General features: G+C 46.4%; 16 protein-coding genes. 13 read left to right on the top strand and 3 right to left on the bottom strand.

The features are described 5' to 3' along the window. Window positions 1–23 precede the first annotated feature (23 nt). The 4 genes from P0M28_RS03065 to P0M28_RS03050 all read left to right on the top strand — a co-directional run bounded on the left by P0M28_RS03065 (window position 24) and on the right by P0M28_RS03050 (window position 13,754). Entirely contained in the window at window positions 24–9,761 is a 9,738-nt protein-coding gene (locus P0M28_RS03065) for a DUF6443 domain-containing protein (RefSeq protein ID WP_302207990.1), read from the top strand. Window position 9,762: 1 nt separating this feature from the next. Continuing rightward, entirely contained in the window at window positions 9,763–10,518 is a 756-nt protein-coding gene (locus P0M28_RS03060) for a DUF6438 domain-containing protein (RefSeq protein WP_302207988.1), read from the top strand. A gap of 165 nt (window positions 10,519–10,683) precedes the next feature. Further along, on the top strand, window positions 10,684–13,209 hold the full coding sequence (locus P0M28_RS03055) for an RHS repeat-associated core domain-containing protein (RefSeq protein WP_302207987.1): 2,526 nt from the start codon (window positions 10,684–10,686) through the stop codon (window positions 13,207–13,209). After that, the gene (locus P0M28_RS03050; protein WP_302207986.1) at window positions 13,209–13,754 is read left to right on the top strand and encodes a hypothetical protein; all 546 of its coding nucleotides are present in this window, start codon (window positions 13,209–13,211) and stop codon (window positions 13,752–13,754) included. Before P0M28_RS03055 ends, P0M28_RS03050 begins: the two co-directional genes overlap by 1 nt. A 38-nt stretch (window positions 13,755–13,792) precedes the next feature. On the opposite strand, the gene P0M28_RS03045 is transcribed toward P0M28_RS03050, so the two are convergent. Next, window positions 13,793–13,924 (bottom strand): hypothetical protein, encoded by a 132-nt coding sequence (locus tag P0M28_RS03045; protein ID WP_302207985.1) that lies wholly within the window; start codon window positions 13,922–13,924, stop codon window positions 13,793–13,795. A 146-nt stretch (window positions 13,925–14,070) separates the two neighbouring features. Between P0M28_RS03045 and P0M28_RS03040 the strand changes: the two genes are divergently transcribed. After that, window positions 14,071–15,867, top strand: a complete 1,797-nt coding sequence (locus P0M28_RS03040; protein WP_302207983.1) for an RHS repeat-associated core domain-containing protein — start codon at window positions 14,071–14,073, stop codon at window positions 15,865–15,867. A 9-nt stretch (window positions 15,868–15,876) separates the two neighbouring features. After that, window positions 15,877–16,296 (top strand): hypothetical protein, encoded by a 420-nt coding sequence (locus tag P0M28_RS03035; protein ID WP_302207982.1) that lies wholly within the window; start codon window positions 15,877–15,879, stop codon window positions 16,294–16,296. A gap of 153 nt (window positions 16,297–16,449) precedes the next feature. On the opposite strand, the gene P0M28_RS03030 is transcribed toward P0M28_RS03035, so the two are convergent. Then, window positions 16,450–16,683 (bottom strand): hypothetical protein, encoded by a 234-nt coding sequence (locus P0M28_RS03030; RefSeq protein ID WP_302207981.1) that lies wholly within the window; start codon window positions 16,681–16,683, stop codon window positions 16,450–16,452. A 42-nt stretch (window positions 16,684–16,725) separates the two neighbouring features. Between P0M28_RS03030 and P0M28_RS03025 the strand changes: the two genes are divergently transcribed. The 5 genes from P0M28_RS03025 (at window position 16,726) to P0M28_RS03005 (ending at window position 21,479) form a co-directional block, all read left to right on the top strand. Then, window positions 16,726–17,799: an RHS repeat domain-containing protein gene (locus tag P0M28_RS03025; RefSeq protein ID WP_302207979.1), complete on the top strand. Its 1,074-nt coding sequence runs from the start codon at window positions 16,726–16,728 to the stop codon at window positions 17,797–17,799. 1 nt (window position 17,800) lies between these two features. Continuing rightward, window positions 17,801–18,187, top strand: coding sequence for a hypothetical protein (locus tag P0M28_RS03020; protein ID WP_302207978.1), 387 nt, complete (start codon window positions 17,801–17,803; stop codon window positions 18,185–18,187). A gap of 208 nt (window positions 18,188–18,395) precedes the next feature. Then, window positions 18,396–19,913 carry an RHS repeat-associated core domain-containing protein gene (locus tag P0M28_RS03015; RefSeq protein ID WP_302207977.1) on the top strand — a complete coding sequence of 506 codons (1,518 nt, stop codon included), beginning with the start codon at window positions 18,396–18,398 and terminating at the stop codon, window positions 19,911–19,913. An 11-nt stretch (window positions 19,914–19,924) separates the two neighbouring features. Then, window positions 19,925–20,659 carry a toxin-antitoxin system YwqK family antitoxin gene (locus tag P0M28_RS03010; RefSeq protein ID WP_302207976.1) on the top strand — a complete coding sequence of 245 codons (735 nt, stop codon included), beginning with the start codon at window positions 19,925–19,927 and terminating at the stop codon, window positions 20,657–20,659. A 28-nt stretch (window positions 20,660–20,687) separates the two neighbouring features. Beyond that, the gene (locus P0M28_RS03005; RefSeq protein ID WP_302207975.1) at window positions 20,688–21,479 is read left to right on the top strand and encodes a hypothetical protein; all 792 of its coding nucleotides are present in this window, start codon (window positions 20,688–20,690) and stop codon (window positions 21,477–21,479) included. Here P0M28_RS03005 and P0M28_RS03000 read toward each other — a convergent pair. Then, window positions 21,462–22,484, bottom strand: a complete 1,023-nt coding sequence (locus P0M28_RS03000) for a tetratricopeptide repeat protein (protein WP_302207974.1) — start codon at window positions 22,482–22,484, stop codon at window positions 21,462–21,464. The two genes, P0M28_RS03005 and P0M28_RS03000, sit on opposite strands and share 18 nt — an antisense overlap. 229 nt (window positions 22,485–22,713) lie before the next feature. Between P0M28_RS03000 and P0M28_RS02995 the strand changes: the two genes are divergently transcribed. Further along, window positions 22,714–23,148 (top strand): Hsp20/alpha crystallin family protein, encoded by a 435-nt coding sequence (locus P0M28_RS02995; RefSeq protein WP_302207973.1) that lies wholly within the window; start codon window positions 22,714–22,716, stop codon window positions 23,146–23,148. 85 nt (window positions 23,149–23,233) lie between these two features. Next, on the top strand, window positions 23,234–25,870 hold the full coding sequence (locus P0M28_RS02990) for an MGH1-like glycoside hydrolase domain-containing protein (protein ID WP_302207971.1): 2,637 nt from the start codon (window positions 23,234–23,236) through the stop codon (window positions 25,868–25,870). Window positions 25,871–26,033: the final 163 nt, after the last annotated feature.

Genomic DNA, 26,033 nt, shown 5'->3' with positions numbered 1-26,033 from the left:
ATTTTCACTGAAAGTCAATAACTATGAACATCTTCCGGATTATCCTATTAGTACTGGCTGCTGCTATGATTAGTAGCAACCTTACTGCTCAAGGGGGAAATCAATGCCCACCCCGGGCTTTCATTAGTGGAACCAATCTACCGGGTAGTAATAGTTCGGTTGAGATCACTTTACTCTGCCACCAGAATAATTATCGCTATTACCTTAGAAAGTCAGGCGGAACAATCAGCGGTTCGGATAAGATCGGCACCGGAGGAAGTGAGCCAATAGTCTGGACGGTTCGTTCCGCCGGAACCTATGAGGTATGGGGGGTAATAGAAGGCAAAATCAACCAGTTTACCGTTACTGCCGCCCCGCCCCCACCTTGTAGTCGGATTAATATCGACTTACCTCCATCGGGGAACCGTATATGCCCAAATGGTAGTACAACCCTGCGGGCGATTGGCGGGCGTAGTAGTAATCCTGTCTACCGATGGTACAAAAACGGGGTGTATGTAGCAGAGGGAACCACCTATATCGCCGAAGAAGCAGGTACGTACCGTCTGGAGGGAAGGAACAGTTGTAACCAACTCGGTAGCAGCTCTACACAGTTAAGTGAGCCCGGTACGGTTTCTAACCCCCGTTTTACGGTGGGAACCTCCCTTACTGAGCGCTGCCAAGGGGGCGGAACGTCCAGTTTTAATGCCACCGCTACCAATGTAGTCACCCGTACCTGGACCATTACTTCGCCCAATATGATTAACGAAAACGGGATTGTTACGTGGGATGAGGATTTTTCGGGAACGGCCACTATTCGCTACACGGCCAATGATGCCTGTGGCGAGTCCCGATCGGTCACTCACTCCGTACGGGTGTACCGACCCGGTGAACGGGTCAATCCTCGGTTTACCGGGGGCACCTCCCTTACGTCGCGTTGTCAAGGTAGTGGCACTTCTCAGTTTAGTGCGACTGGGGATGTGGTGAATAGTGACTCTTGGGAAATTACTTCTCCTAACGAAATTAGCTCTAATGGAGAGGTTACCTGGAACTCGGGTTTTTCCGGAACAGCCACGATTCGCTATACCGGAAATGATCCCTGTGGGCCAGCTTCGGTTACGCATACCGTTCAGGTTAATCCGATACGAAACCCTTTTATTGTGCGTATCAATGGTGCCCAGACTATCACATTGGGTCAATCCGCTACATTCACGGCAACCGCTGGTGATATAGGAAGTTACACCTGGTTAGTCAATGGGGTAGCCCAAGAGGGCAACAGTAACCCGTTCACCCTCACTACGCCAGTTTCTGGCACATATACCATTGTTTGCCGCGGCGCGGCGGTCGCTGGCAACTGTACCACCCGTGCCGATGATGAGGCGAGTACCACGCTGACAGTCAACAAACCTTCGGTTACGTTGCAGGCCGAGGGAGAGGTGGCGTTCGGTAATAATACGACATCCCTCATAGCATCGGTCAGTCCACCTACCCCTGAGAATGGAACTTACACTTACGAGTGGGGCCGCCGAAGAAATGGGGGAAACTGGGAGCCGCATGAGGCGGCAACTTCCACAATCACCAATGTACCGAGTGGTGACTATCGGGCGAGGGTGCGCTGGCAGCTGGGTGCTCTGTCTGATTATAGCGAATATTCTGGCATAATAGCTGTAGAAGGAAATGACTACAACTATATTATCACAAATTCTGTCCGGGAAGAGGGAGTGAAAACAGAAGAAGATGTTATTCAGCGCAATAGCAGCACATTTAATCATGACCACCGACTCCAGCAAACGGTCTACTTTGATGGCTTAGGCCGCCCCATGCAGGAAGTGTCTACGCAAGCAAACCCTGCGAAAATAGACCTGGTGCGGCCTATCGAGTACGATGCCTACAACCGTCAAGTTTTCCAATATCTTCCTTATGCGGAAGGAGACCGAGGGGCATTTCGTACCAACGCTCTAGTAGAGCAAGCAGCATTTTATCAAAATGCCGATAAAGTAGCCAACGATACGCGGCCTTACAGCGAGACAGACTATGAGCCATCACCCTTGAACCGGGTTAAAGCTACCTATGGAGCGGGTGAAGCGTGGCATAACCAAGATAAAAAGGTGAGCTACGTATACAAAACCGATGCTGACGAAAGAATACGTATCTGGATCATCAATAATGCATCAACCCAAGTGACTAGTAACCGTTTTTATACCCAACAAGGCGATACAGAAGGCCAACTTTCGGTAGTAGAAACCACTGACGAAAATGGGCATATCATGCTGGAGTATACCAATAAGCGGGGGCAGGTAGTGCTTAAAAAAGTGCAGGATGCTACCGGGTACTTGTTAACCTACTACGTATATGATGAGTTTGATAATCTTCGCTGTGTTATTCCCCCCAAAGCCTCAGCCAACCTACCTGCCAGTGGCAGTGCAACCTTAAGCAGTCAGGTGCTTCGTGATTTGTGCTTCGTTTACACGTACGATGAACGGAATCGCATGACCCAAAAGCAGGTACCGGGGGCCGAACCTATTAAGATGCTCTACGATGAGCGGGACCGCTTAGTACTAACTCAGGATGGTAATCAGCGGAAAACCGATGATCAGCAACCCACCCCAGAATGGACCTTTACCAAGTACGATGTACTAAACCGTCCGGTGATAACGGGCACCTACACCCCAAACCGAAACCAGGCGGACCTTCAGGCGGACATCGATGCAATGATTACTTTTGCCGAAACTCGCACTAATAACTCAATAGGCTATACGCTGAGTGGTTGCTTTCCTACCACCGTTACCGAAGCTAATCTACTCACTATTACGTATTATGACGATTACGCATTCAGAAGCTATACCAACTGGGATGCCGAAAACGCATCTGCTGCTACCGTCTACCAATTCATTGAAGGTAAGCAAGGGTTAGATAATAGTACCGCATATCCGAGTACCCAAGATCAGTTGAGCGCACCCACTGGACAAGTCACCGGGGGCAAAGTCAAGGTCTTTAACCAAAATACGTGGCTGAATAGTGTGACCTACTACGATAGAAAGTACCGCGTCATTCAAAGCGTGCAGGAAAACCTACTGGGCGGTACCGACCGGATATTCAACCGTTATAACTTCCGAGGACTAGTACTGGGAATGCTGCGTGAGCATGCCGGGGGAGCAGATATTACCTACGAGCAGCGCTACACCTATGACCATGCCGAGCGGTTGCTCTCCGTGACGCATCAACTAGCCGGAGAAGATAAGATCACCCTGGCGCAGCACGAATACAACGCTCTCGGTGAACTAATCGATAAAAAGCTGCATAGCACCGATGGTGATACTTTTACCCAAAGCGTCGATTACCGCTATAACATCCGGGGTTGGCTCACCAGGATTAACAACAGTGCTTTAGATCCTGAAGGGGAAAGCACCGTAGAGAAAGATGACTACTTCGGCATGGAGCTGCATTACGAAAGCCCGATGGACGGACTACCCAACCCTACTTCGTTGCTTCAGCCACTTGCTCCCCAACCCCCAGCGATGGATACCGATCAGCTTATTCAGGAAGCTGATGAGCTTATACGGCAGCAGCACCCAGACCCGGCAAGTCCCCCAGCCTCTCAATATCCTGTACCAGATAATCATTCACCAAAACGTATTGGCCTCGCGAGGCCCAGCCTGGATAGGTTCGGCTTGGACAAGCTCAATCCTGAGGGGAAACACCTATTTCTGCCTCAAGCCCCGCCGGAAGAAAGCTTAACAGCCAGTTTGGCAAGAGCAGGTTCATCCGAATCAAGTTTTACTGCGCTGGAGCGTAACAACGCACCGAATAGCCACAGGCTTTTTACCACTACCCCGGTATTGGATAGCGTGACGAGCCAGGGACTGAGTGTGACCTTGCACTTCACCAACCTACTGGCTCCCGATGCCCCGGAAGGCGGCTATGAATTGGTGCTGGACGGAGAACGGACATTTGATAGCATCATTCCCCGTGTGTACTCCAACGAGGCCCACCCGACGATGACCTTTCCCCTGCCCACGGCGGGTAACTACTGCTTTATTGTGTACGCCCGCTGGGACGATGGCTTTCGGCAATCCAATGAGGTGTGTGCTACCATCAGCGACCCTTCTCCCGTGGCCGCTCCGACTACTCTGGTGGCGACAGCTATCTCTTTCAGTAGAATTGATCTATCCTGGGCCGATAATGCCACCAATGAAACGGGCTACGAAATCTGGCGGGGCAGTAGTAGCGGTGGACTATCGTTGCTCACAACGCTAGCGGCCAATGCCACTAACTACACCGATGAGAGCCTGACCGTCAGTACTACCTACTTTTATCAGGTACGGGCTATTAATAGCAGTTTCAACAACACCTCTAGCTTTACCACCGAGCAAAGTGCCACTACGTTATCTTCTTTATTAGCCACGCCCGTCTTAGATAGTGTGACCTCTCAGGGGTTGGCAGTGACGTTGCACTTCACCAACCAGGTGCCCCCCGATGCCCCCGAAGGAGGGTACGAACTGATTCTAGACGGCGAGCGGACGTTTGATAATATCCTTCCTCGCCTGTACTCTAACGAGGCCCACCCCACCATGACGTTTACCGTAGCAGCCCCGAATGACTACTGCTTTACCGTTCTTGCCCGTTGGGATGACGGCTTTAAGCAATCCAATGAGGTATGTGCTACCATCAGCGAAGTGCCCGTCGCCCTACCGACCCCAACCAATCTGTCGGCTTCCGCCCTAGAGGCAGGCACTATCACGCTGAGTTGGACGGATAATGCCACTGATGAAACCAGCTACGAGATATGGCGGGGTACTAGTGCCAGTAATGGCACACTGCTAGCCACCGTTGGTGCTGATGTAACGAGTTACACCGATAGTAACCTCCCCGCCAGCACGACCTACTACTACCGAGTACGGGCGGTCAATAACGACAATAATACCGTTTCGGGGTTTACCCCCAGATTGAGTGCGACTACTTCCATAGCTACGCCGATTCCCCGGTTAGACAGTGTAACGAACCAGGGACTGAGTGTGACCTTGCACTTCACCAATCTGCTAGCTCCTGATGCTCCGGAAGGTGGCTATGAACTAATCCTGGACGGTGAGCGGACGTTTGATAACATTATTCCCCGTTTGTATTCTGATGAAGCTAATCCGACCATGATCTTCCCCTTGCCCACGGCGGGTAACTACTGCTTTATTGTGTACGCCCGCTGGGACGATGGCTTTAAGCAGTCTAACGAGGTGTGTGCCACCATTAGCGACCCACCTCCGATAGCTGCCCCGACTAACCTAGTAGCCACAGCTACCGCTTCCAGCAGTATCCGTTTGTCCTGGACGGATAATGCCACCAATGAAACAGGCTATGAGATATGGCGGGGCAGCAGCAGTGGTAACTTAGCTATATTGACCACCCTACTGGCCGGGACGACCACTTATACTGACGCCGGGCTTGATGCCAACACCGCTTACTTTTATCAGGTACGGGCGATTAATGATCGTTTTAGTAGCACCTCGGACTTTACCACCGAACAAAGTGCCACCACGCTAGCCCCACCCGAGGCTACGACTCCGGTGTTAGATAGTATCACCAGTCAGGGGTTAGCAGTTACGCTGCACTTCACCAATATACTCGCTCCCGATGCCCCGGAGGGAGGGTACGAACTGATTCTGGATGGTGAGCGGACGTTTGAGGATATTGTCCCCCGTCTGTACTCTAACGAGACTCACCCGACCATGACCTTTACAGTGGCAGCTCCGAATGACTACTGCTTTGTCGTTTTTGCCCGTTGGGATGATGGCTTTAAGCAATCCAATGAGTTGTGTGCGACCATTAGCGAAGCGCCCGTCGCCCTACCGACCCCAACCAACCTATTGGCTTCCGCTTTGGCGGCGGGTAGTATCACGCTGAGCTGGGTAGATAATGCCACTGATGAAACTAGCTACGAGATTTGGCGGGGTACGAGTGCCAGTGACGGCACATTACTGGCTACGGTGGGTGCTGGTGTGACGAGCTACACCGATAGTAACCTTCCGGCCAGTACGACCTACTACTACCGGGTACGGGCAGTCAATAGCAACATCAACAGCGTTTCGGGGTTTACCCGCAATCAGCCCGCCACTACCTATTCTCCCCCCTCGGCGAGTGGCCGGGTGACCCAAGATTTGCAAGTACTGTATACCTTTCAGGAAGGCAGTGGCAGCACCGTAGCCGATGTATCGGAGCAAGGCAGTGCGCTAGATTTAACGATTGAGAACCCCGCTAACGTAAACTGGCCTACGGGGGGCGGACTCACCCTTACGGCCGCTACCCGGATTCGGTCGGGAGAGGCGGCTACTAAAATAATAGAGGCCGTAGAAGCGTCGGAAGCTATTACCCTGGAAGCCTGGGTGCAGCCCGCTTCCGTGCAGCAAGATGGCCCCGCCCGGATTATCAGCATTTCTGGAGGCTCGTCTACCCGCAACATTACCTTCGGACAGGATTATGATGCTAGTGGCTATTTTTACGCCGCCCGGGCCCGTACCCGCGACAATAGCACCAATAACAACGGACTCCTAAACGGGGGTAACTTTGCTCAGTCTGCCCGTTATGCCAACCCCGCCATTCAGCATGTGGTGTATACCCGGCAAGCAGATGGCAGGGAGAAAATCTACGTAGATGGAAGCGAAGTGGCTAGTGGAAACCGACCGGGTAACTTTTCTAACTGGGCAGCTTATCCGTTGCTATTGGGTAACGAAGAAGGGGCCGAGCGGCCTTGGCTGGGAACCTACTACCTAGTGAGTGCCTACAGCCGGGCACTCTCGCTAGCTGAAGTGCAGCAGAACTACCTGGCCCAATATAGTGCTACTACCCGGCCGCTGCTGCCCAACCTAGCCGCCACAGCCCCGACGGCCACCACAGTGGATGTAGCTTGGTCGGATGTTCAAGGGGAAACGGGCTATCAACTTCTTCGGGAAGAAGGTAGCGGCAGCTTTGAACCAGTAGCCAGTACCGGGGCTGATGTAACCACCTACCGGGATAATACCGTACAGGCCAATACCCGCTACACTTACCGCGTGTTGGCCCAACGTGAGACCACCACCCTTCGCCAAGCCGATATTGCCGTGACCACCCCCGGGGTAAGTACGGTAGTTGCCCCCACACAAGCCATGATTGTACGGATCGCCACCACCGAATTAGAACTAGGCTGGAACTACGGGGGCAATGCCAGTACCGTAGATTTTGTGCTAGAACGCAAAACCGCAGAAGGGGGCTTTTCGGTACTCACTACCCTGACCAACGGGGAGACCCGCTTTGTTGATCGCAACCTGACCCCGGCTACCCGCTATACGTATCAACTCTACGCCCGCTTGAAGGGGGACAATACCCAGCGATCGGGGTACTCCAATGCGGTTGGGCAGGCCACCTACTCTACGGCTACGCCTGAACCCATTAGCGATGGGGACTATCAGGCGCAGTACAATGGCAATATTGCGGCCATTAAGTGGAACAGCCAAGGCTGGCAAGACAAACAGGAAAAGCTCTACTACTTCCGCTATGACCCGGTGAACCGTTTAACAGCCGCCCGCTACGCCGAGCGTAATACGCCTACCACCTGGGGCAAGGATCCCGGACACTTCAGTGTGGATGGTATTGGCTACGATGAAAATGGTAACATCAGAAAACTAACCCGCTTTACCGGGAACCGCCGTTCGGGGCAAGGTGGTCGGCATTCTATTGACGAACTCGTATACAACTACGGTAACAATAATACCACAAACCAACTTATATCGGTAGCCGATAACTCGGGCTCGCACCAAGGTTTTGCTGATTATAATACTTCGGGCGATGATTACCTGTACGATGCGAATGGTAATCTAGAGAAGGATAAGAACAAATATATAGATGAGATCAAGTACAACCTGCTGAATTTGCCCGAAGAAATTATCTTCAAGAAAGACGGAAAGCAAGCCAGTATCCGTTATTTATACGATGCTACGGGGGTTAAACTCAGAAAAGTGGTGACCGGTTACGAAGGTAAAGTAACGACAACGGATTACATCGGGGGTATGCAGTTCACCCAGGTGGACAGTGAACCCCGGCTGCTGGAACTCATCCAGCACGAAGAAGGGCGGGTGGTGCCGAAGCAGGATGGAAGTGGCTACGCTTATCACTACGATTTGCGAGATCACTTAGGCAACACGCGGGTGACCTTTAGCTCCGAAACCGAAACGGATACTTATCTAGCCACGATGGAAATTGATGAGCCTGTCTCGGAAGAAGAAAGTGAACTATTCGCTAATTACGATCAGGTGACCTTTATCCCCAATGATGTCTTTGACCATACGGATGGGGGCAGTCCGGAGTATAGTCTTCGGCTGAGTGGGGCCTCGGGGGAGATCACCGGACTAGCCAAAAGCTTACGTATCCGCAAGGGTGACAAAGTAGCTATGGAAGTGTGGGCGACCTACGGTGAGCCGACACCGACCAGTGGGGCGGGTGGAGCTGCGGCAGCCGCGGCCATTGTGAACGCCCTGATGCAAACCCCCGGGGCCATTGATGCCCCGGGCAGCGTCAATGCCATCAGTGACCTACTGGCTAGTGGCCCCTTGTACGAAGACCAAGGTGGCTTTGACGATCAGCTACCGCGGGCCTTTCTGAACTACATCTTTGTAGGCGAAGACTTTGTCAGTAGCGAACAGGGCTTTGTGCAGGTGAGTGCCAGTGCGGAGACGGACGGGATTACCCCCTCGCATGAGAAGCTGGCACTGAGTTTTGAGGGTAATCAGTCAGGGTATCTGTACATCTATTTATCCAATGAGAGTAATCAAGTGACCCCGGCGTACTTTGATGACTTTCAGATCACCCATGAGCATAGTCCGGTGATTGCGGATGAAAGCTACTATCCGTTTGGATTAACACATAATCAGAAACCTGATAGGCAGTTCAATAATAAATACTTGTATAATGGGAAGGAAATCCAGGATGAGTTGGGTTTGAATTGGTATGACTATGGTGCTAGGATGTATGATGCGGCGATTGGGCGGTGGCATGTGATTGACCCGCTGGCTGATCAGATGCGAAGGTACTCCCCATATAGTTACGCTTTCAATAATCCTTTGCGTTTTATTGACCCGGATGGAATGAGGCCTATAGATGATTATTATGATCGGTTAGGTAACTACTTGTATACGGATAATAAGAAGACCGATAATATCATGATCGTGAGTGATGAGGGGGTAGACTTGGCTAATTTAGTGAAGGGGAACGGTACGGACAGCTATGGAAAAATACTGGAAGCTAATAGCGAGGGTATTAATGAAGCAGGAATTACGGGTGAAGCAGCTTCTAATATCTTTACGGACATCTTAGATAAAGCTGGATTTGATGTAAGTCAACTTCACAATGGGAAAGTATCTATTTATGAAGGTCTTGCACTAAATGATAAATCAGAACTAATTCCTCTTGGGCCTAACGATCCAGAACGCGCAGATGGTAGCCATGCGAATACAGCAGTTGCAGGAACAAAAGAATGGAGCCGTGGTGAAGCACCGGAAGGCACAATAAAAGTAACAGCGAATTTCAATGGCAGGTCAACTTTTCTTACTACGCGCTCAAATGTTGAAAGTATGCTTGGAACTCATGAATTAGTTGGTCATGGTCAACGAGGATACGGATATCCAGGATATGGTTCTAACAAACCTCATTCAGCAGTTTATGAACTACAACAAAGAGATCTTCCTAGGTATAATAATATAACCAAATTATATCGAAGGCATATAATAGAAAAGAAAACATTTTATAGAAGATTGAATAACTAGTATGAAGAAGATAGTTTTTCTTATTTGCAGCTTTTTTAGCTGCGTTGAACAGCATACTTTAGAATACCAGCCTAGCACTCTTGAAGGCACATGGAAAAGTGGTGAGGTAAATTTGATCCTCAAGGATTCTTTAGCTTTTGATTTTAGCTTTGGTGCAGTGTCTACGTTTAGGGTTAAGAGGGATACAATTTTCATGAAAGAAATTAGCAAGAAAAAAACCTCATATCTTCCTAAATATCAGATTATAAGTCTGAGTGACGACACACTCAAACTACGACCGTTAAAAGCAGCACCATTTAGTCTGGTAAAAAATGCTGACTTTGTATCCTTTATTAGCACTAATAATGATAGAATATTATCTGATAGTATGCCTTTTGATAGTTTAGAATTCAGTGCAGGACATTGCCCAAATTCATGCCCTGTTTTCGTCATAATGCTTAGCTCTGAGGGGAACTATCACATTAAATGGGAAAAGAATATTCAACATGAGAGCGATTATTTTGCCATGCTATCCAACGCTGAAATTAGATATATTCAAAGCTTGATTGAGGACATAAATTTAGATTCATTAAATAATAATTATTTGCAAGGGTCTGTACATAGCCCTGTCCATACGTTGATTATCTACAATAAAGGTAAGGTCTACTCTTTTGAAATAGATAGTTATGATGTTCAATCACCTTTTCAGCTAAAAAATATAATGACATATTTACTCAACTCGTATAAATTTTATGATTTAGAAGAGAAACCTATTTAACTTCTAACTAAATAGCCTTCCTAGGTGAAGACTATGTATGTGCCGATAAGTGATGCTGTGGATGTGCTGCATTTGAGTAGACTATAAGAATAATTCTATATTTCTGTTTAATACTTTTTAGAACTAGGCTGGAACTACGGGGGCAATGCCAGTACCGTAGATTTTGTGCTTGAACGCAAAACCGCAGAAGGGGGCTTTTCGGTACTCACTACCCTGACCAACGGGGAAACCAGCTTTGTGGATAGTAACCTCACCCCGGCTACCCGCTATACGTATCAACTCTACGCCCGCTCGAGGGGGGACAATACTCAGCGTTCGGGATACTCCAATGCGGTTGGGCAGGCCACCTATTCTACGGCTACGCCTGAACCTATTCGTGATGGGGACTACCAGCCGCAGTACAACGGTAATATTGCCGCCATTAAGTGGAACAGCCAGGGCTGGAACGATAAACAAGAAAAGCTCTACTACTTCCGCTACGACCCGGTGAATCGCTTAACGGCGGCTCGCTACGCCGAGCGTAATACATCTACTACCTGGGGCAGGGATCCCGGACACTTCAGTGTGGATGCGATTGGCTACGATGAAAATGGTAACATTGAACGGCTCACCCGCTTTACCGGGAACCGCCGTTCGGGGCAAGGTGGTCGGCATTCTATTGACGAACTCGTATACAACTACGGTAACAATAATACCACAAACCAACTTATATCGGTAGCCGATAACTCGGGCTCGCACCAAGGTTTTGCTGATTATAATACTTCGGGCGATGATTACCTGTACGATGCGAATGGTAATCTAGAGAAGGATAAGAACAAATATATAGATGAGATCAAGTACAACCTGCTGAATTTGCCCGAAGAAATTATCTTCAAGAAAGACGGAAAGCAAGCCAGTATCCGTTATTTATACGATGCTACGGGGGTAAAACTTAGAAAGACGGTGACCGACTACGAAGGCCAAGTAACCACTACGGATTACATCGGGGGCATACAGTTCACCCAGGTGGATAGCGAACCTCGGGTACTGGAACTCATTCAGCATGAGGAAGGTCGGGTGGTACCGAAGCAGGATGGTTCGGGCTACGCCTATCACTACGACATCCGTGACCACTTGGGCAATACGCGGGTGACGTTTAGTTCTGAGACCGAAACAGATACCTATCTGGCTACGATGGAAATTGACGAGAATATATCAGGCGATGAAAGCCAGCTATTCGCCAATTACGATCAAGTGACTTTCATAAACAACACTGTCTTTGACCATACGAATGGAGGCAGTCCCGAATATAGCTTACGGCTGAGTGGGGCTTCGGGGGAAGAAGTAGGACTCACTAAAAGCCTAAGGATACGCAAGGGCGACCAGGTGACTATGGAAGTGTGGGCGACCTACGGCGAGCCGACACCAACGAGTGGGGCAGGAGCCGCCGCTGCGGCAGCAGCCATTACCAATGCGCTGATGTTAACGCCCGAGGCGATTGATGCGCCCGGTAGTGTCAATGCGGTGGGTGACCTACTGGCCAGTGGGCCGTTCTACGAGGATCAGCAGGGCTTTGATGACCTACAACCTCGGGCGTTTCTGAACTACATCTTTGTGGGGGATGATTTCATCAGCAGTGATCAGGGCTTTATGCAGGTGAGTGCCAGTGCCGAGACGGATGGGATGACCCCTTCGCATGAGAAGTTAGCACTAAGCTTTGAGGGTACCCGTAGTGGGTACTTGTATATTTATCTTTCCAACGAAAGTGCCCAGGTTACTCCTACCTACTTTGATGATTTCAAGATTGAGCACGAGCATAGCCCGGTGGTTGCCGACGAAAGTTACTACCCCTACGGTGGGTTGCACTCCTCGCAGGCCCACGGTACGGACTACCTGTACAATGGGAAGGAGCTACAGACGGATTTAGGGCTGGGATGGTATGACTATGGAGCGAGAATGTACGATGCGGCTTTGGGGAGATTTACGAGTATTGACCCATTAGCTGATATTGCAGAAGCCTATAATCCCTATCATTTTGTAAGAGGTAATCCAATTAATAGAATTGATCCGACTGGACTGACAGACTTTACGCTGAATAAAGAGACAGGGGAAGTGGAAAAAGTTAAAGATACTGAAGATGAAACAGACCGGGTATTAAAAACTGATAAAGATGGGAATGTTAAAAGGAAAGGTGAAGGTGTTTTAGGATTTTTGGTTAAGGAAGAAAATAGAGGTAAGGCTAAAGTGGCATTTGGAGGTATTGAAAAAGGGATTTTAAAAGATGGTATTAACTTCCAAGAAGATAATAATGTAATTGATATAGGGGGAGAAAATCAGGCTACTGTGAAAGGCTTTGAAGATTTTGCGTTGAAATTATCTAACTACGTTGACAAAGAGATAGGCGGATACTATCTCTCTACAAAAGGACAGGATGCGATAAGTCATATCTACGTTGGTCGTTACGCAAATAATGATGCTCAAAATGAACGGTCAGGATTTAATTTATATACTACAAGACCGGATTTAGTAGGCAATGTGGATGTACGAGTGGATTACCATACGCATTTGTCTAGATTTAGTAATGCGGATAGGCTACGGCCGTCAAGCTTAGGGCCAAAAGGAGGAGATGTAGGTCATAAAAAAAGGCAGTCAGCGTCCTTTCCTTCACTTAAATATCTCATAATTACCAACCCAAAACCATTCGAATACTGATGAAGCTAGCTTATCTCATTATTACCCTTATCTTTCTTTTTGGAAGTTGTTCTTCATGGAAAGAGGTGATGGTTGCTGACGGTAACCAGAATGATGCTATTCAAAATGCTATTTATGATTTTCTACATTCAGATAAACTCAGCAAAAAAGACAGTGTTTTTTACATCTACACTAAAGATATCAATCCGGAAGTATTAGGGGTAAACATTTTTGGAACTTATGATAAAGTGCTGGTTAGCACTGAAGATAGTGTTACGTTCAGTTATAGTGGTTTTCCCACTGGTCATTTTGAAAGTAAGGAGAAGCTATTTTATTGGCATGATTCCACCAAAACTGTAAGCAATGATTTAATATCTACCCTTACAAAATACAATCTTATTGATACAATGGTTGTAAATGCATATATCCCTGAAAGTACAATAGATCATTCGAGAAAGGGAGTTGATTATTACTTTTGCAAAAACAATCTTTTGAAATATAAGAAAGTTAGAACAAGGGAGGCAATGGGTTACTATGACCCTCCGGCGTTGAATTGCGAGCAATAAGTAACTCGAGCCTCTGAGAAATCAGGGGCTTTCTCTTATTAAGAAGCAAAAGCCTTTCTGGTTTTGTAGTCCCGGATATAGGTATCCATTAGATCAAACAATGTGCGCTGCTTCTCTTCGTCCAGTTGCCGTAGATCATCCAACCGCCGTAACATCGTCTGGTCTTTCAACTGCTCCGAAGTGATGCCTACTAAACAATCCAGCGAGACTTCTAAGGCCTTGGTGGTCTTAGCAAGTTCTGGGTAGGAAGACCATCAGAAACCAGGCCAGTATCCGTTATTTATACGATGCTACGGGGGTTAAACTCAGAAAAGTGGTGACCGGTTACGAAGGTAAAGTAACGACAACGGATTACATGGGGGGGATGCAGTTTACCCAGGTAGACAGTGAACCTCGACTGCTGGAACTCATCCAGCACGAAGAAGGGCGAGTGGTGCCCAAATCGGATGGTTCGGGCTACGCTTATCACTACGATCTGAGAGATCACTTAGGCAATACACGGGTGACCTTTAGCTCCGAAACCGAAACGGATGAGTACCTAGCCACGATGGAAATTGATGAACCCATCTCGGGGGAGGAAAGCGAACTGTTCGCTAATTACGATCAGGTGACTTTTATTGCTAATGATGTCTTTGACCACACCGATGGGGGCAGTCCCGAGTACAGCCTACGGCTAAGTGGAGCCACGGGTGAAGTGACCGGACTAGCTAAAAGCCTACGCATCCGCAAGGGGGACAAGGTGAATATGGAAGTGTGGGCGACCTACGGCGAACCTACGCCCACCAGTGGGGCCGGAGGGGCAGCGGCGGCAGCAGCCATTGTGAATGCCCTGATGCAAACCCCGGGGGCCATTGATGCACCCGGCAGTATGGATGCCATCAGTGACATGTTAGCTAGTGGCCCCTTGTACGAAGACCAGGGTGGGTTTGACGATCAGTTGCCCAAAGCATTTCTGAACTATATCTTCGTCAGCGATGATTTCATCAGCAGTGACCAGGGCTTTCAGCAGGTCAGTGCCAGTGCCGAGACCGATGGCATCAATCCTTCGCATGAGAAACTGGAACTCAGTTTTGAGGGAACGAGCAGTGGGTATCTGTATATCTACCTGTCCAACGAAAGTAATCAGGTAACCCCGGCCTACTTTGATGACTTCAAAATAGAACATGAGCATTCACCAGTGATTGAAGATGCGTCGTACTACCCGTTCGGTCTCACTCATACCCAGCCTTTGAATGATCCTACCAATAAATACTTGTTTAATGGGTTCGAGCTACAGAATGAGTTAGACCTAAATTTATATGATTATCTAGCCCGTTATTACGATCCAGCTCTTGGTCGATTTATCAATGTAGACCCCGCAGCAGATTTAATGCGTAGGTATTCCCCGTATAACTATGCTTTTGATAACCCTATCCGATTTACTGACCCTGATGGGATGGTACCGGAAGACTTTATTGGCTCGGCAGGTCCGGCTGATCAACAAACTGCCCAGACTGAACCTGATCCCCCTGCGAAAACGAAACCAAGAGAAACTATAAATCCAATAGTGTGGTTACTTTCTATTTGGCAAAAAATATCTAATGATAACGAATTTGCATTTAGTTTGATACCTTCGCCAAGAAACGAAATTAAATATAGTGATCAAGGTGATCGTGATAGATTTAATGAACTTGAAAGAAGTAACTATCAAAATCTTAGTGAAGATGAAAAAAGGGAACTAGAAAGGCTAAGGCAATTATATACTTTTGACAAAAATGGTAATATTGTTAATAATATAGATGGTCCAAAGTCATACTTGGATAAAGCTTTAAAACGTCAGGGTCTGAGTAAGCCAGGAGCTGGCTTAAGGGAGTCATGGAGTGAAAATGGATACGTCTATGAAGTTAGAATCCATAGTGCAGAGTCTAAATATGGTAAAAATGGTTCTGTTTACCGTGTGGCTAGAAGAAAGGTTGGTGTTGATTCTAATGGACAAGGATATGGTTGGGAGTACGTAGACATACAGGGCGAATGGCACCATACTAGAACTTTGAAACCTGGCAAAAAAGGTAATATAAATCCTGATTTCAATCAAAAAGCGGCTGAGGACACGCATATTATCGTCCCTTATTAATCGTGAATTATGGAAATAAAAGAAAAAGTAGAACGAATAAACACTCTTATCTCAAGAGAAAGCTGGCTAGATATGGAAATTCATGGAATGAATGGTGGCAATCTCCTTATCGCTGGTAGTGTGGATTTTACTTACGGTCATTCGTTAGAAATCATATTTCAAGATATTTTTCATATGTCTGTTAATTCAGAGTGGCAAGTGGACACTTCTAAGACAGTTTTATATGTAGTAAATAATGGTGAGCATGTGAACATAAACATAAGTTATCAAATTGAGCAAGGTAACACTCTATTTAAGATTATAGCAAAAGATATGAAAGTGCCGTTTTATGTGTCAGCGAAAGACATAGAATTTAATACTGATAAAGTTTTGTACTATAAAAAAGAGAATCTAGGAGAGAATGAGAGAATAGCAAGCTGGGTTAAGTAGCAAATGGTCTTGTCCGCTTGCCCTTCCACAGGCTAAAGAAGGGATTTGCAGCTCATAAGGTCATCTGAGCAACACCCACTTTGACTAAAACTTATTCAATATAGCAGTTCTAGCTGCTTATTCAACCAGCAATAGACAGCCATTGCCAATGCCTTAATCCAGACCCCCGGCGGGATTGATGCCCCCGGAACGGTGGATGCCATCAGTGACTTGTTTGCCAGTGGGCCGCTCTTTGATGATGACGATGGGGTAAGCAATAGCGTTCCGAGGGCGTATTTGAACTTCTTCTTCGTGAATGACAACTTCATCGTGCAAGACCAAGGGTTCCAACAAGTGACGGAAGCTGGGCGATTTAATGAGACGGGAGGTATTGTGACGGTCAGCCATGAGCGGCTATTTGAAGAGTACACCGCTACCCAATCGGGGTATTTGTATATCTATCTGTCCAATGAAAGTACCCAGGCTACTCCGGTCTACTTTGATGATTTTAAGGTTGAGCATACCCATGCTCCAGTGATTGCCGATGAAAGCTATTATCCGTACGGACTCACTCATCGACAGCTTTTGAATGATCCAACGAACAAGTACCTCTACAATGGGAAAGAGTTACAGGATGAGTTAGGACTAGGGTGGTATGACTATGGTGCTAGGATGTATCAACCGGATTTGGGTAGGTGGTATGTGATTGATCCATTATCGTTTTTACAAGAAGAGTACAGCCCTTATCATTATACATATGATAATCCAATAGCGTATAATGACCCATCGGGTATGATGGGACAAAGTCCCACCAAATTTGCTTCTACTTTTATTGATGAAACTGGGAAAGTTGTAGAACATCGCGATGATGGCGACAATAATGTTTACTTGATTGGAAGCGACTGGGTATCGACAGGAAGTGAAGAGGATAAAGCAGGTCTTTCTATTGTGGGGCATGAAGACCCCAATAAAAATTACAGACCAGGCGATCAATATCAACTTTATGTAGATCATGGTATTAACCCAGACTATACACTGGAATCTTTTCTTATTCCGTTGGCTCGGCCTATTGGTTGGCTAGGTAAGTATGCTATACGGCTTGTAAACCGTGGTGGAAAATGGGTCTATGAGGTGTTTGAACAAACGACAAATAGAGTTGTCCGGAGATTTAGCGCAAAAAATATAAATATACCTAGAGGTGGCATAACGTTTAGTGAATCTGCTACGAAGGCGGCAGAAAATTTAGGCTTTTATCCATCAGATATAGCAATCAAGAATGGTGTAGCAGAAATTCCAATAACTTGGAGCTCAAATTTTAAACCTAGTGATATCAGACTGGTACTTGAAAGTCTGCGGTCATTAGGTGCTACAAAAGTCATAGTAAATTCAGGCCCCATAATTAATACAGAAAAGCTACTCCCTTTCCTCAATAAATTGTATGAAATGGGAAGAACTTATCAAGGGTTTAAGATCGTAAAAACGGGTAATCCTAATAATATGTTTATTTTAGAAAAAACTTTGTAGCATGAAAATAGACGTTTTAAGAGCAAGAGTCAGGCGCAATAAACTCGAGAAGCTAGCTGGAGAATCCTATCGAGATGAGAAATCTCAACTTATTAAAAGCTTACATAACGAAGACAAAAAGGCGTTACTGGGTATTCAAAAAGGAGATGGAATTTATACTGTTTTAGGTGAAGAATGTGTTTACTACTCAAGTAATTCTGGAATTGAGAGAAAGATTTCTTATGGAAGGTTTACAGAAATTCTCAGAAGTAATGCCTTGAAAACTGGTAAAACTACCGAGTTTGAATTTCTTAACATTACTGAACAAGATTGCATCTGGATATTGAACACGAGAACTATGAATGCGATTTGGAATACAGTCTTACTTCTACAAAAATGGAAGGAGTGAGTACCCCTGCTTTAGGTTGTCAGATTTGTGGTCTTTACGGGCGATTGAATATTGTACATTTCTGAGAAGTTTGTTTTGGTAAAGTTTTTTATTGGTTTATTGCTCAATTTTCCCTTTCCGACTCCCCTAGGATGATTCAGGCTATGCTTACCACTACGATCTACGGGATCACTTGGGCAATACCCGGGTGACCTTTAGCTCAGAAACTGTGACGGATACCTATTTGGCGACGATGGAAATAGATGAAGCCGTCTCGCTAGAAGAGAGCCAACTATTTGCCAATTATGACCAAGTGACCTTTATCTCCAATGATGTGTTTGATTACACCAACACCGGTAGTCCTGAGTATAGTTTACGGCTGAGTGGGGCTTCCGGTGAAGTGACCGGGCTAGCTAAGAGCCTACGCATCCGCAAGGGGGACAAGGTAAACATGGAAGTGTACGCTACTTACGGCGAGCCTACCCCCACCAGTGGGGCCGGAGGGGCAGCAGCGGCAGCCGCCATTGTGAATGCCTTGATGCAAACCCCGGGGGCCATTGATGCGCCCGGTAGTGTGGATGCCATCAGTGACCTGCTCTCCAGTGGCCCCTTGTACGAAGACCAGGGTGGCTTTGATGATCAGCTTCCGAAGGCGTTTCTGAACTATATCTTTGTGGGGGATGACTTTATCAACACTGACTACGGCTTTGTGCAGGTCAGTAGTGAAGGAGAGACCGATGGGATTAATGCTGCCCATGAGAAGCTAGAACTCAGTTTTGAAGGAACGAGCAGTGGGTATTTGTATGTGTATCTGTCCAACGAAAGCAATCAGGTGACCCCGGCCTACTTTGATGACTTCAAAATAGAACATGAGCATAGCTTAGTGATTGCTGATGAAAGCTATTACCCGTTTGGGTTAACCCATACCCAACCTTTGAATGACCCATCGAGCAAATACCTTTACAATGGGTTTGAACTTCAGGATGAGTTAAGCCTAGACTTATATGATTACCAAGCTCGTTTTTACGACCCAGTCCTTGGACGATTTATCAATGTAGACCCGGCAGCAGATTTGATGCGAAGACATTCTCCGTATAACTATGCTTTTGATAATCCGATTCGGTTTACTGACCCTGATGGGATGTTGCCTCAAGAATGTTGTGGCGGTCCCTATCAAAAAGCAGGAGGTGGAATACGTGGTGCTAATTTTGGTTCTGGAGGAGGAAGTAAGTCGACCAGAACATACAGCTATACGGCAACTGATGCAGTTAATGATATTTATGAGGGGGCATCTAATTTCTACAATGAAATAAAAACGGGTGATTTTGTTGTTGGGGATAAATCGATAAGAGAGTGGGGGGTATATATTACAGGTGGCAACTCTAATGATGTGGTAGAACAAACCAAAGCTAAAAACGCTCAAGGCATAGAAAACGAGTTTGTAGAAGGGACACAAATTCTAGGGGCTCAGGGTAAGATGAGTGACGATGGTAGAGCTAGTCCTCCTTCAAACGCAATAGGTGTAGTTGAGGCTACTGGCGATGTTGTTGATGCAGTAAGTGGCAATACTGATGGTAGTCAAGAAAGTATTGAGGTAGATTCTATCAAGGTTACTCAGACTACTAATTCAGGAACCATAACTGAGACAATCGTTTTTAAAGACGGTCAAATAATTGATACGCTTAATTTATGGGATCGTTCAAAGATAACTGGTGAAAAGCCTAATTACGAAATTGAAGAAGAATAACAATGAGAAGTATGAACTTTAAAAGGATCATTATATTCATTTCCGTGATTAACTGTATTCTCTTGCTTGGGTGTGAAAGGCAAAAATACTACAAAGAGGAGTACGAAGATGGGAGTGTAAAATTTATTGTACCAGTTAAAGACAATCTTTATCATGGCAAGATGCAATACTACTTTCCTGATGGAGCAGAAGAAGGTTTTTCTACATGGTATTATGGCAAACAGAATGGCTATGCTGAATTACTGCATAAGAATGGTAAAGTTAGGCAAAAATTGATCTATGACATGGGAAAAAGAGCCGATTCTGCTGTACTATACCGAGAAGACGGCTCTCTTCAAGAAATACAATATTATGATAGCTTAGAACGAGTTTTCGACTATAAAAAGTTTACCAGAGACAATGTTCAAGATACTGCTGAAAGCACTCGGATGGTAATGATTGTTTCCGAGTCTGATACTATTAGCTTATCAGAGACTTTTACTGCTTACTTACGTATAGGAAATCGCCAAGGTCAAGCTGTCGAGGCTGTATTAGGTAACTATCATGAAGACAGCTTACTATATGCCAGGAAACCTCGTTTAAAGAAGATAGATAATTTCACTGTGAAGATTGAGAAAAAACCTATCGAACCTGGTAAAAACTTTGTAAGAGGCGTTGCAATAGAAGTATTTGACGAGCCTAAATCTATTTCTCTATATCCTTTTGAGTATGAATTTTATGTGAAGCCATTAGAAAATGCAAGTTAGGTAAATCTTATCAGTCTATATCGGGGGGATGCAGTTTACCCAGGTAGATAGTGAACCTCGGCTGCTAGAACTCATTCAGCATGAAAAAGGACGAGTAGTGCCCAATCCCGGAACGGGGTCGGATGGCTCAGGTTATGCCTATCACTACGACATTCGGGATCATTTAGGCAATACCCGAGTGACCTTTAGTTCCGAGACCGTAACGGATGAGTACCTAGCGACGATGGAAATCGATGAACCTGTCTCAGGGGAAGAAAGCCAGTTATTTGCCAACTATGATCAGGTAACGTTTATTCCGAATGATGTGTTTGATCACACCAACACCGGCAGTCCCGAGTACAGCCTACGGCTCAGTGGGGCCTCGGGGGAAGTGACGGGGTTGGCCAAAAGCCTACGCATCCGTAAGGGGGACAAGGTGAATATGGAAGTGTGGGCGACCTACGGCGAACCTACGCCCACCAGTGGGGCCGGAGGGGCAGCGGCGGCAGCAGCCATTGTGAATGCCCTGATGCAAACCCCGGGGGCCATTGATGCACCCGGCAGTATGGATGCCATCAGTGACATGTTAGCTAGTGGCCCCTTGTACGAAGACCAGGGTGGGTTTGACGATCAGTTGCCCAAAGCGTTTTTAAACTACATCTTCGTCAGCGATGATTTTGTGAGTAGCGAGCAAGGCTTTCAGCAAGTGAGTGCCAGTGCCGAGACTGATGGGATTACCCCTTCGCACGAAAAGCTAGAACTCAGTTTTGAAGGGACGAGATGCTACAGGGTTATTGCACTGAAGGTGCTGAGTGATAAAAATTTATTCAGCCTCTTCTAATCGAGCCAGGTCAGCCTCAGCGGCAATATAGCCAAAGGCCGCCCAGTAGCGACCATCCACAATATCTTTCATCATTTCGGTTCCTGCGCTGCTATCGCCCTGATTTAAGTAGTAATTAGCCACTCCGTAGCCTTTAGTAGCGAGTTGTAGTGCCCGATCATCCGGCGAAGCAGTTTTAGGTATTTGCAGCAAAGAGTCTGGTGCCATCATGCCCTTGTACATCAGTAACCGTTCAAAGTAGCCTTCGTTGGCTACAATATCCATCTCCTGTTCTACTTCTGCTAGCAAACGCTCGGCCACCTCATCCTCACCCAACCGTCGGTAGGTCATGTAGAGCCAATCTACCGTAGCCACCACTTCGTCAGAATCGTCACAGTATTCCAAACACTGCTGATAGGCTTCGGCTGCTTTCCCGTAGTCACCTTTCAAGTAGTGGGCTAGTCCTAAATGGTAATATACATTAAACTGTAACGAAGTAGGTTCCTGTTCAGCGGGTACGGGTATCGGAATACCATCCGGCTCAATAATGATCGGCTGGCCTTCCAGTAGTTTGGCACTCTTCTCTAAATCAGCAATGGCTTTATCAAACTGTCGGGTTGTAATATAGCGGTGCCCCCGGTGGCGGTACAGTTCGGGAGAATCCGGAAACTGCTGAATTCCTTCGGTGAAGGTGTCAATAGATTCTTGATAGCGAGATAAATAGCCTAATCGGCGACCTACCCAAACCAGTCGATCCACACTATCGGGTTGCTGCTGGTAGTACTCACGCGACGCTTGCAACACCGAATCATACTGGGCCTGCCGTTCGGGCGAAAGTTCCATTGCGTACAACGTATCACCCAATAGAGAAATAGCCTGATAGGGTACGGGTTTTACGGTCGTGCTATCGCTCATCTCTTCCGCAGTTTCGGAAGTGGTTTCGGTTTTACAGCCAGTAAGAATAATGTGTGTAACTAGAAAAAGAGTGGTGATGGGCGTAAAAAGAGATAAAAGTAGTTTATTCATTATGGTAAGTCGATTAGGTATAGCTTTTTCAATCCGAAATACTTTAGGTTGCTAATTACAGAATTTTGTTAAAATACAAAACCCACTATTTGGCATTATACCAATGTTGGACAGAATATAACTCGTCTGAGAAATTTCGTATGATCGTTGATTTTATCATTTCCAAAGTCAACACGTTCACCTTGAATTTCGTTAAATATGTACAATGTTCAACCTAAATTTTTTTACTATGTCACTAATTAGAAGAACTGATTTTCCGAATTTTCCCAGTCTATTAGACAACTTTTTTGGTCGTGATATGGATATGGGTTCCTTGATGGAGCGGGGTAGTATGCCCGCGGTTAACATTCGTGAGTCAGAAGATAAGTACGCGATAGAAGTAGCCGCCCCAGGTTTGAAGAAAGATAGTTTTAACCTGCATCTAGATCACAACGTGCTTTCTATTTCTTCGGAAACTGAGCACCATAACGATGAAAAAGATGCGCAAGGGAACTATACCCGACGGGAGTTTAGCTATCAGTCGTTCCGCCGATCATTTACCCTGCCCGATGCAGCCGATGCCGAAAAGATTGAGGCTAAGTACAACGAAGGGATTTTGCATATCAGCATTCCTAAGCGGGAAGAGATGAAGCAGCGTCCTCCCCGAACAATCAATATTTCATAAATAGCATTATCTGCAAAATTTTTGATAAAGCATGCGGGTTTTTCCCGTATGCTTTTTTATTTAGCAACGTTTCAAAAAGATTTTTATGGCTAGCACGCAACAAAATAGCAGTAATCCCGAATTAGAGCGAGTAAAGCAGCTCACCGAACGAAACGAAGGCTGGAAACGCTTTGGGCCGTATCTTTCGGAACGGCAGTGGGGCACGGTTCGGGAAGATTATAGCGATCATGGTAATGCCTGGGGGCATATTTCGCACGATATGTCGCGTAGCTACGCCTACCGTTGGGGGGAAGACGGAATTGCCGGTTTTTCGGATAATAAGCAAATGATTTGCCTAGGGCTGGCTCTCTGGAACGAAAAAGATCCCATTCTGAAAGAACGGTTATTTGGGCTAAGTAATCCCGAAGGAAACCACGGCGAAGATGTGAAGGAGCTTTATTACTACCTAGATGGTACTCCTTCTCACTCCTACATGAAGATGCTTTATAAGTATCCACAGCAAGAATTTCCCTATCAGAAAATAGTTAGTGAAAACCGAAAGCGAAATAAACAACAACTAGAATATGAATTGATTGACACTGGCGTGTTCAATAATGACGAATACTTTGATGTATATGTGGAGTACGCTAAAGCGAAGGAGAATGATATCATCATGAAAGTGACAGTATGGAACCGCAGTAAGCAGGCAGCACCTATTCATATCTTGCCCACTTGCTGGTTTCGGAATACCTGGAGTTGGGGATACGATGATTACAAACCAAACCTTCAGAAGAGCACCGAAGATTCAATAAAGGTAACTTTCCGTAAGCAGCCGGATTATTTTATTCGCTACGAAGGTGAACCAGAATTGTTGTTTTGTGAAAACGAAACCAACGGCTCGCGTTTCTCTCAAGAAGCCATCACACCCTTTCCCAAAGATGCTATTCATCGTTACGTAGTGAATGGTGAAAACTCAGCCGTAAACCCTGAACAGACCGGAACGAAGGCAGCACTTCATTATCAGCAAGAAATTCCTGCCGGAGAAAGCTGGTCGGTAAAAATCCGTTTTTCTTCCCGACCCTCTCGAGCCAAAAACTGGGATAAGGTAGTAGAGCAGCGTCAGCAAGAAGCCGATTTATTTTACGAGTATTTGCAGCAAAACATTCAAGATGAGGATCAGCGGCGTATCCAGCGGCAAGGTTACGCCGGAATGCTCTGGAGTAAGCAGTTTTACTACTACGATGTAGACAAATGGATAAAGGGTGATCCCAATGCGCCTGAGCTGCCAGCCGAGCGTAAGAGCGGACGTAATGCCTCCTGGCGGCACTTAGTGAACCAGAATATTATTTCTATGCCTGATAAATGGGAGTACCCCTGGTACGCTGCCTGGGATCTGGCGTTTCACTGTGTGCCCTTAGCTCGGCTTGACCCTGAGTTTGCCAAGCGACAACTTCTGCTAATGCTACGGGAGTACTACATGCATCCCAACGGTCAAATTCCGGCCTACGAGTGGAATTTTAGTGATGTAAATCCGCCAGTACATGCCTGGGGGGCTTGGCAGGTATACACTATCGATAAAGAAACGCGGGGCGAAGGGGACGTTGAATTTCTGGCCAAAGTATTTCATAAGCTACTGATGAACTTCACTTGGTGGGTTAACCAGAAAGATTCGGGGGGAAATAACTTGTTTGAAGGTGGTTTTTTGGGGTTAGATAACATCGGAGTGTTTGATCGGAGCCATAATGTGCCTAACGGGGGGTACCTGGAACAAGCGGATGCTACTGCCTGGATGGCCATGTACTCACTAAATATGCTACGGATGGCGCTGGAGATTGCTCAGACCCGCCCTTATTATCAGGAGATGGCCTCCAAGTTCTTTGAGCATTTTTTGGCTATAGCCTCCTCAATGTTCAATATCGGTAAAGAAAACGTGGACCTGTGGGATGATGTTGATGAGTTTTACTACGATGTAGTGCACCCTCCGGAACAGCCGGGGCACTTACTGAAGGTTCGCTCTATCGTAGGGATCATTCCACTATTTGCGGTAGAAGTGCTCAACCCTGAGCTGTACAAGAATCTACCAGATTTCACCCGACGATTGCAGTGGGTACTCAAAAACCGACCGGAACAGGGAGCGTTAATTTCGCGCTGGTACGAACCGGGCCGGGGCGAAACCCGGATGCTATCATTAGTGCGGGTACATCGCCTCAAGTGTATTCTACGGCGTATGCTATCGGAACAAGAATTTCTATCGGACTACGGTATCCGCGCTATGTCTAAGTACCACGAAAATAATCCGTACGAATACCAAGCGGGCGACCATACCTATTCTGTTTCTTACTTACCAGGTGAATCTGATTCGGGTATGTTCGGAGGGAACTCCAACTGGCGGGGCCCAATTTGGTTTCCTATTAATTTCATGATTATTGAATCGCTTCAGAAATTTCACCAGTACTACGGCAATGCTCTTAAGGTAGAGTTCCCTACTGGCTCAGGTAAGTTTTTCACCTTAGATCATATTGCCCAAAAAATATCCGAACGGTTAACCTCCATATTTACCGAGCAGGCGGATGGTAAGCGGGCATTTACGGGTGATAACCCTACATTTCAGAATACTCACTTCCACAATAATTTACTTTTTTACGAGTACTTCCACGGGGAGTCGGGTAGGGGGTTGGGGGCATCTCATCAAACCGGATGGACTGGCCTAGTTAGCGAACTTATTCAACTATCTCATCAGTAATTTCCAGATTGTTGGGCGATTATTGGTATAAATTCGTGTACCATTTTTAGTAAAAAGTAGTCATTTTTTAGCTATACTAAGGTAAAAACTACGAATAATCGGTCTTTTTTACTTTGTTTAACTTTTTTCTTTTTTGCAACTAGTATAAATCGCATAATACTGA

The sequence above is a fragment of the Tunicatimonas pelagia genome, from assembly GCF_030506325.1.
In the GTDB taxonomy this organism is placed as follows: Bacteria; Bacteroidota; Bacteroidia; order Cytophagales; family Cyclobacteriaceae; genus Tunicatimonas; species Tunicatimonas pelagia.
This window is presented reverse-complemented; position numbering and strand designations above follow the sequence as displayed.

Excerpts from the sequence above, each read along its gene's own strand:
- P0M28_RS03065 (WP_302207990.1), top strand. The coding sequence starts at position 24 with ATGAACATCTTCCGGATTATCCTATTAGTACTGGCTGCTGCTATGATT.
- P0M28_RS03060 (WP_302207988.1), top strand. The coding sequence starts at position 9,763 with ATGAAGAAGATAGTTTTTCTTATTTGCAGCTTTTTTAGCTGCGTTGAA.
- P0M28_RS03050 (WP_302207986.1), top strand. The coding sequence starts at position 13,209 with ATGAAGCTAGCTTATCTCATTATTACCCTTATCTTTCTTTTTGGAAGT.
- P0M28_RS03035 (WP_302207982.1), top strand. The coding sequence starts at position 15,877 with ATGGAAATAAAAGAAAAAGTAGAACGAATAAACACTCTTATCTCAAGA.
- P0M28_RS03030 (WP_302207981.1), bottom strand. The coding sequence starts at position 16,683 with ATGGCTGACCGTCACAATACCTCCCGTCTCATTAAATCGCCCAGCTTC.
- P0M28_RS03020 (WP_302207978.1), top strand. The coding sequence starts at position 17,801 with ATGAAAATAGACGTTTTAAGAGCAAGAGTCAGGCGCAATAAACTCGAG.
- P0M28_RS03010 (WP_302207976.1), top strand. The coding sequence starts at position 19,925 with ATGAACTTTAAAAGGATCATTATATTCATTTCCGTGATTAACTGTATT.
- P0M28_RS03005 (WP_302207975.1), top strand. The coding sequence starts at position 20,688 with ATGCAGTTTACCCAGGTAGATAGTGAACCTCGGCTGCTAGAACTCATT.
- P0M28_RS03000 (WP_302207974.1), bottom strand. The coding sequence starts at position 22,484 with ATGAATAAACTACTTTTATCTCTTTTTACGCCCATCACCACTCTTTTT.
- P0M28_RS02995 (WP_302207973.1), top strand. The coding sequence starts at position 22,714 with ATGTCACTAATTAGAAGAACTGATTTTCCGAATTTTCCCAGTCTATTA.
- P0M28_RS02990 (WP_302207971.1), top strand. The coding sequence starts at position 23,234 with ATGGCTAGCACGCAACAAAATAGCAGTAATCCCGAATTAGAGCGAGTA.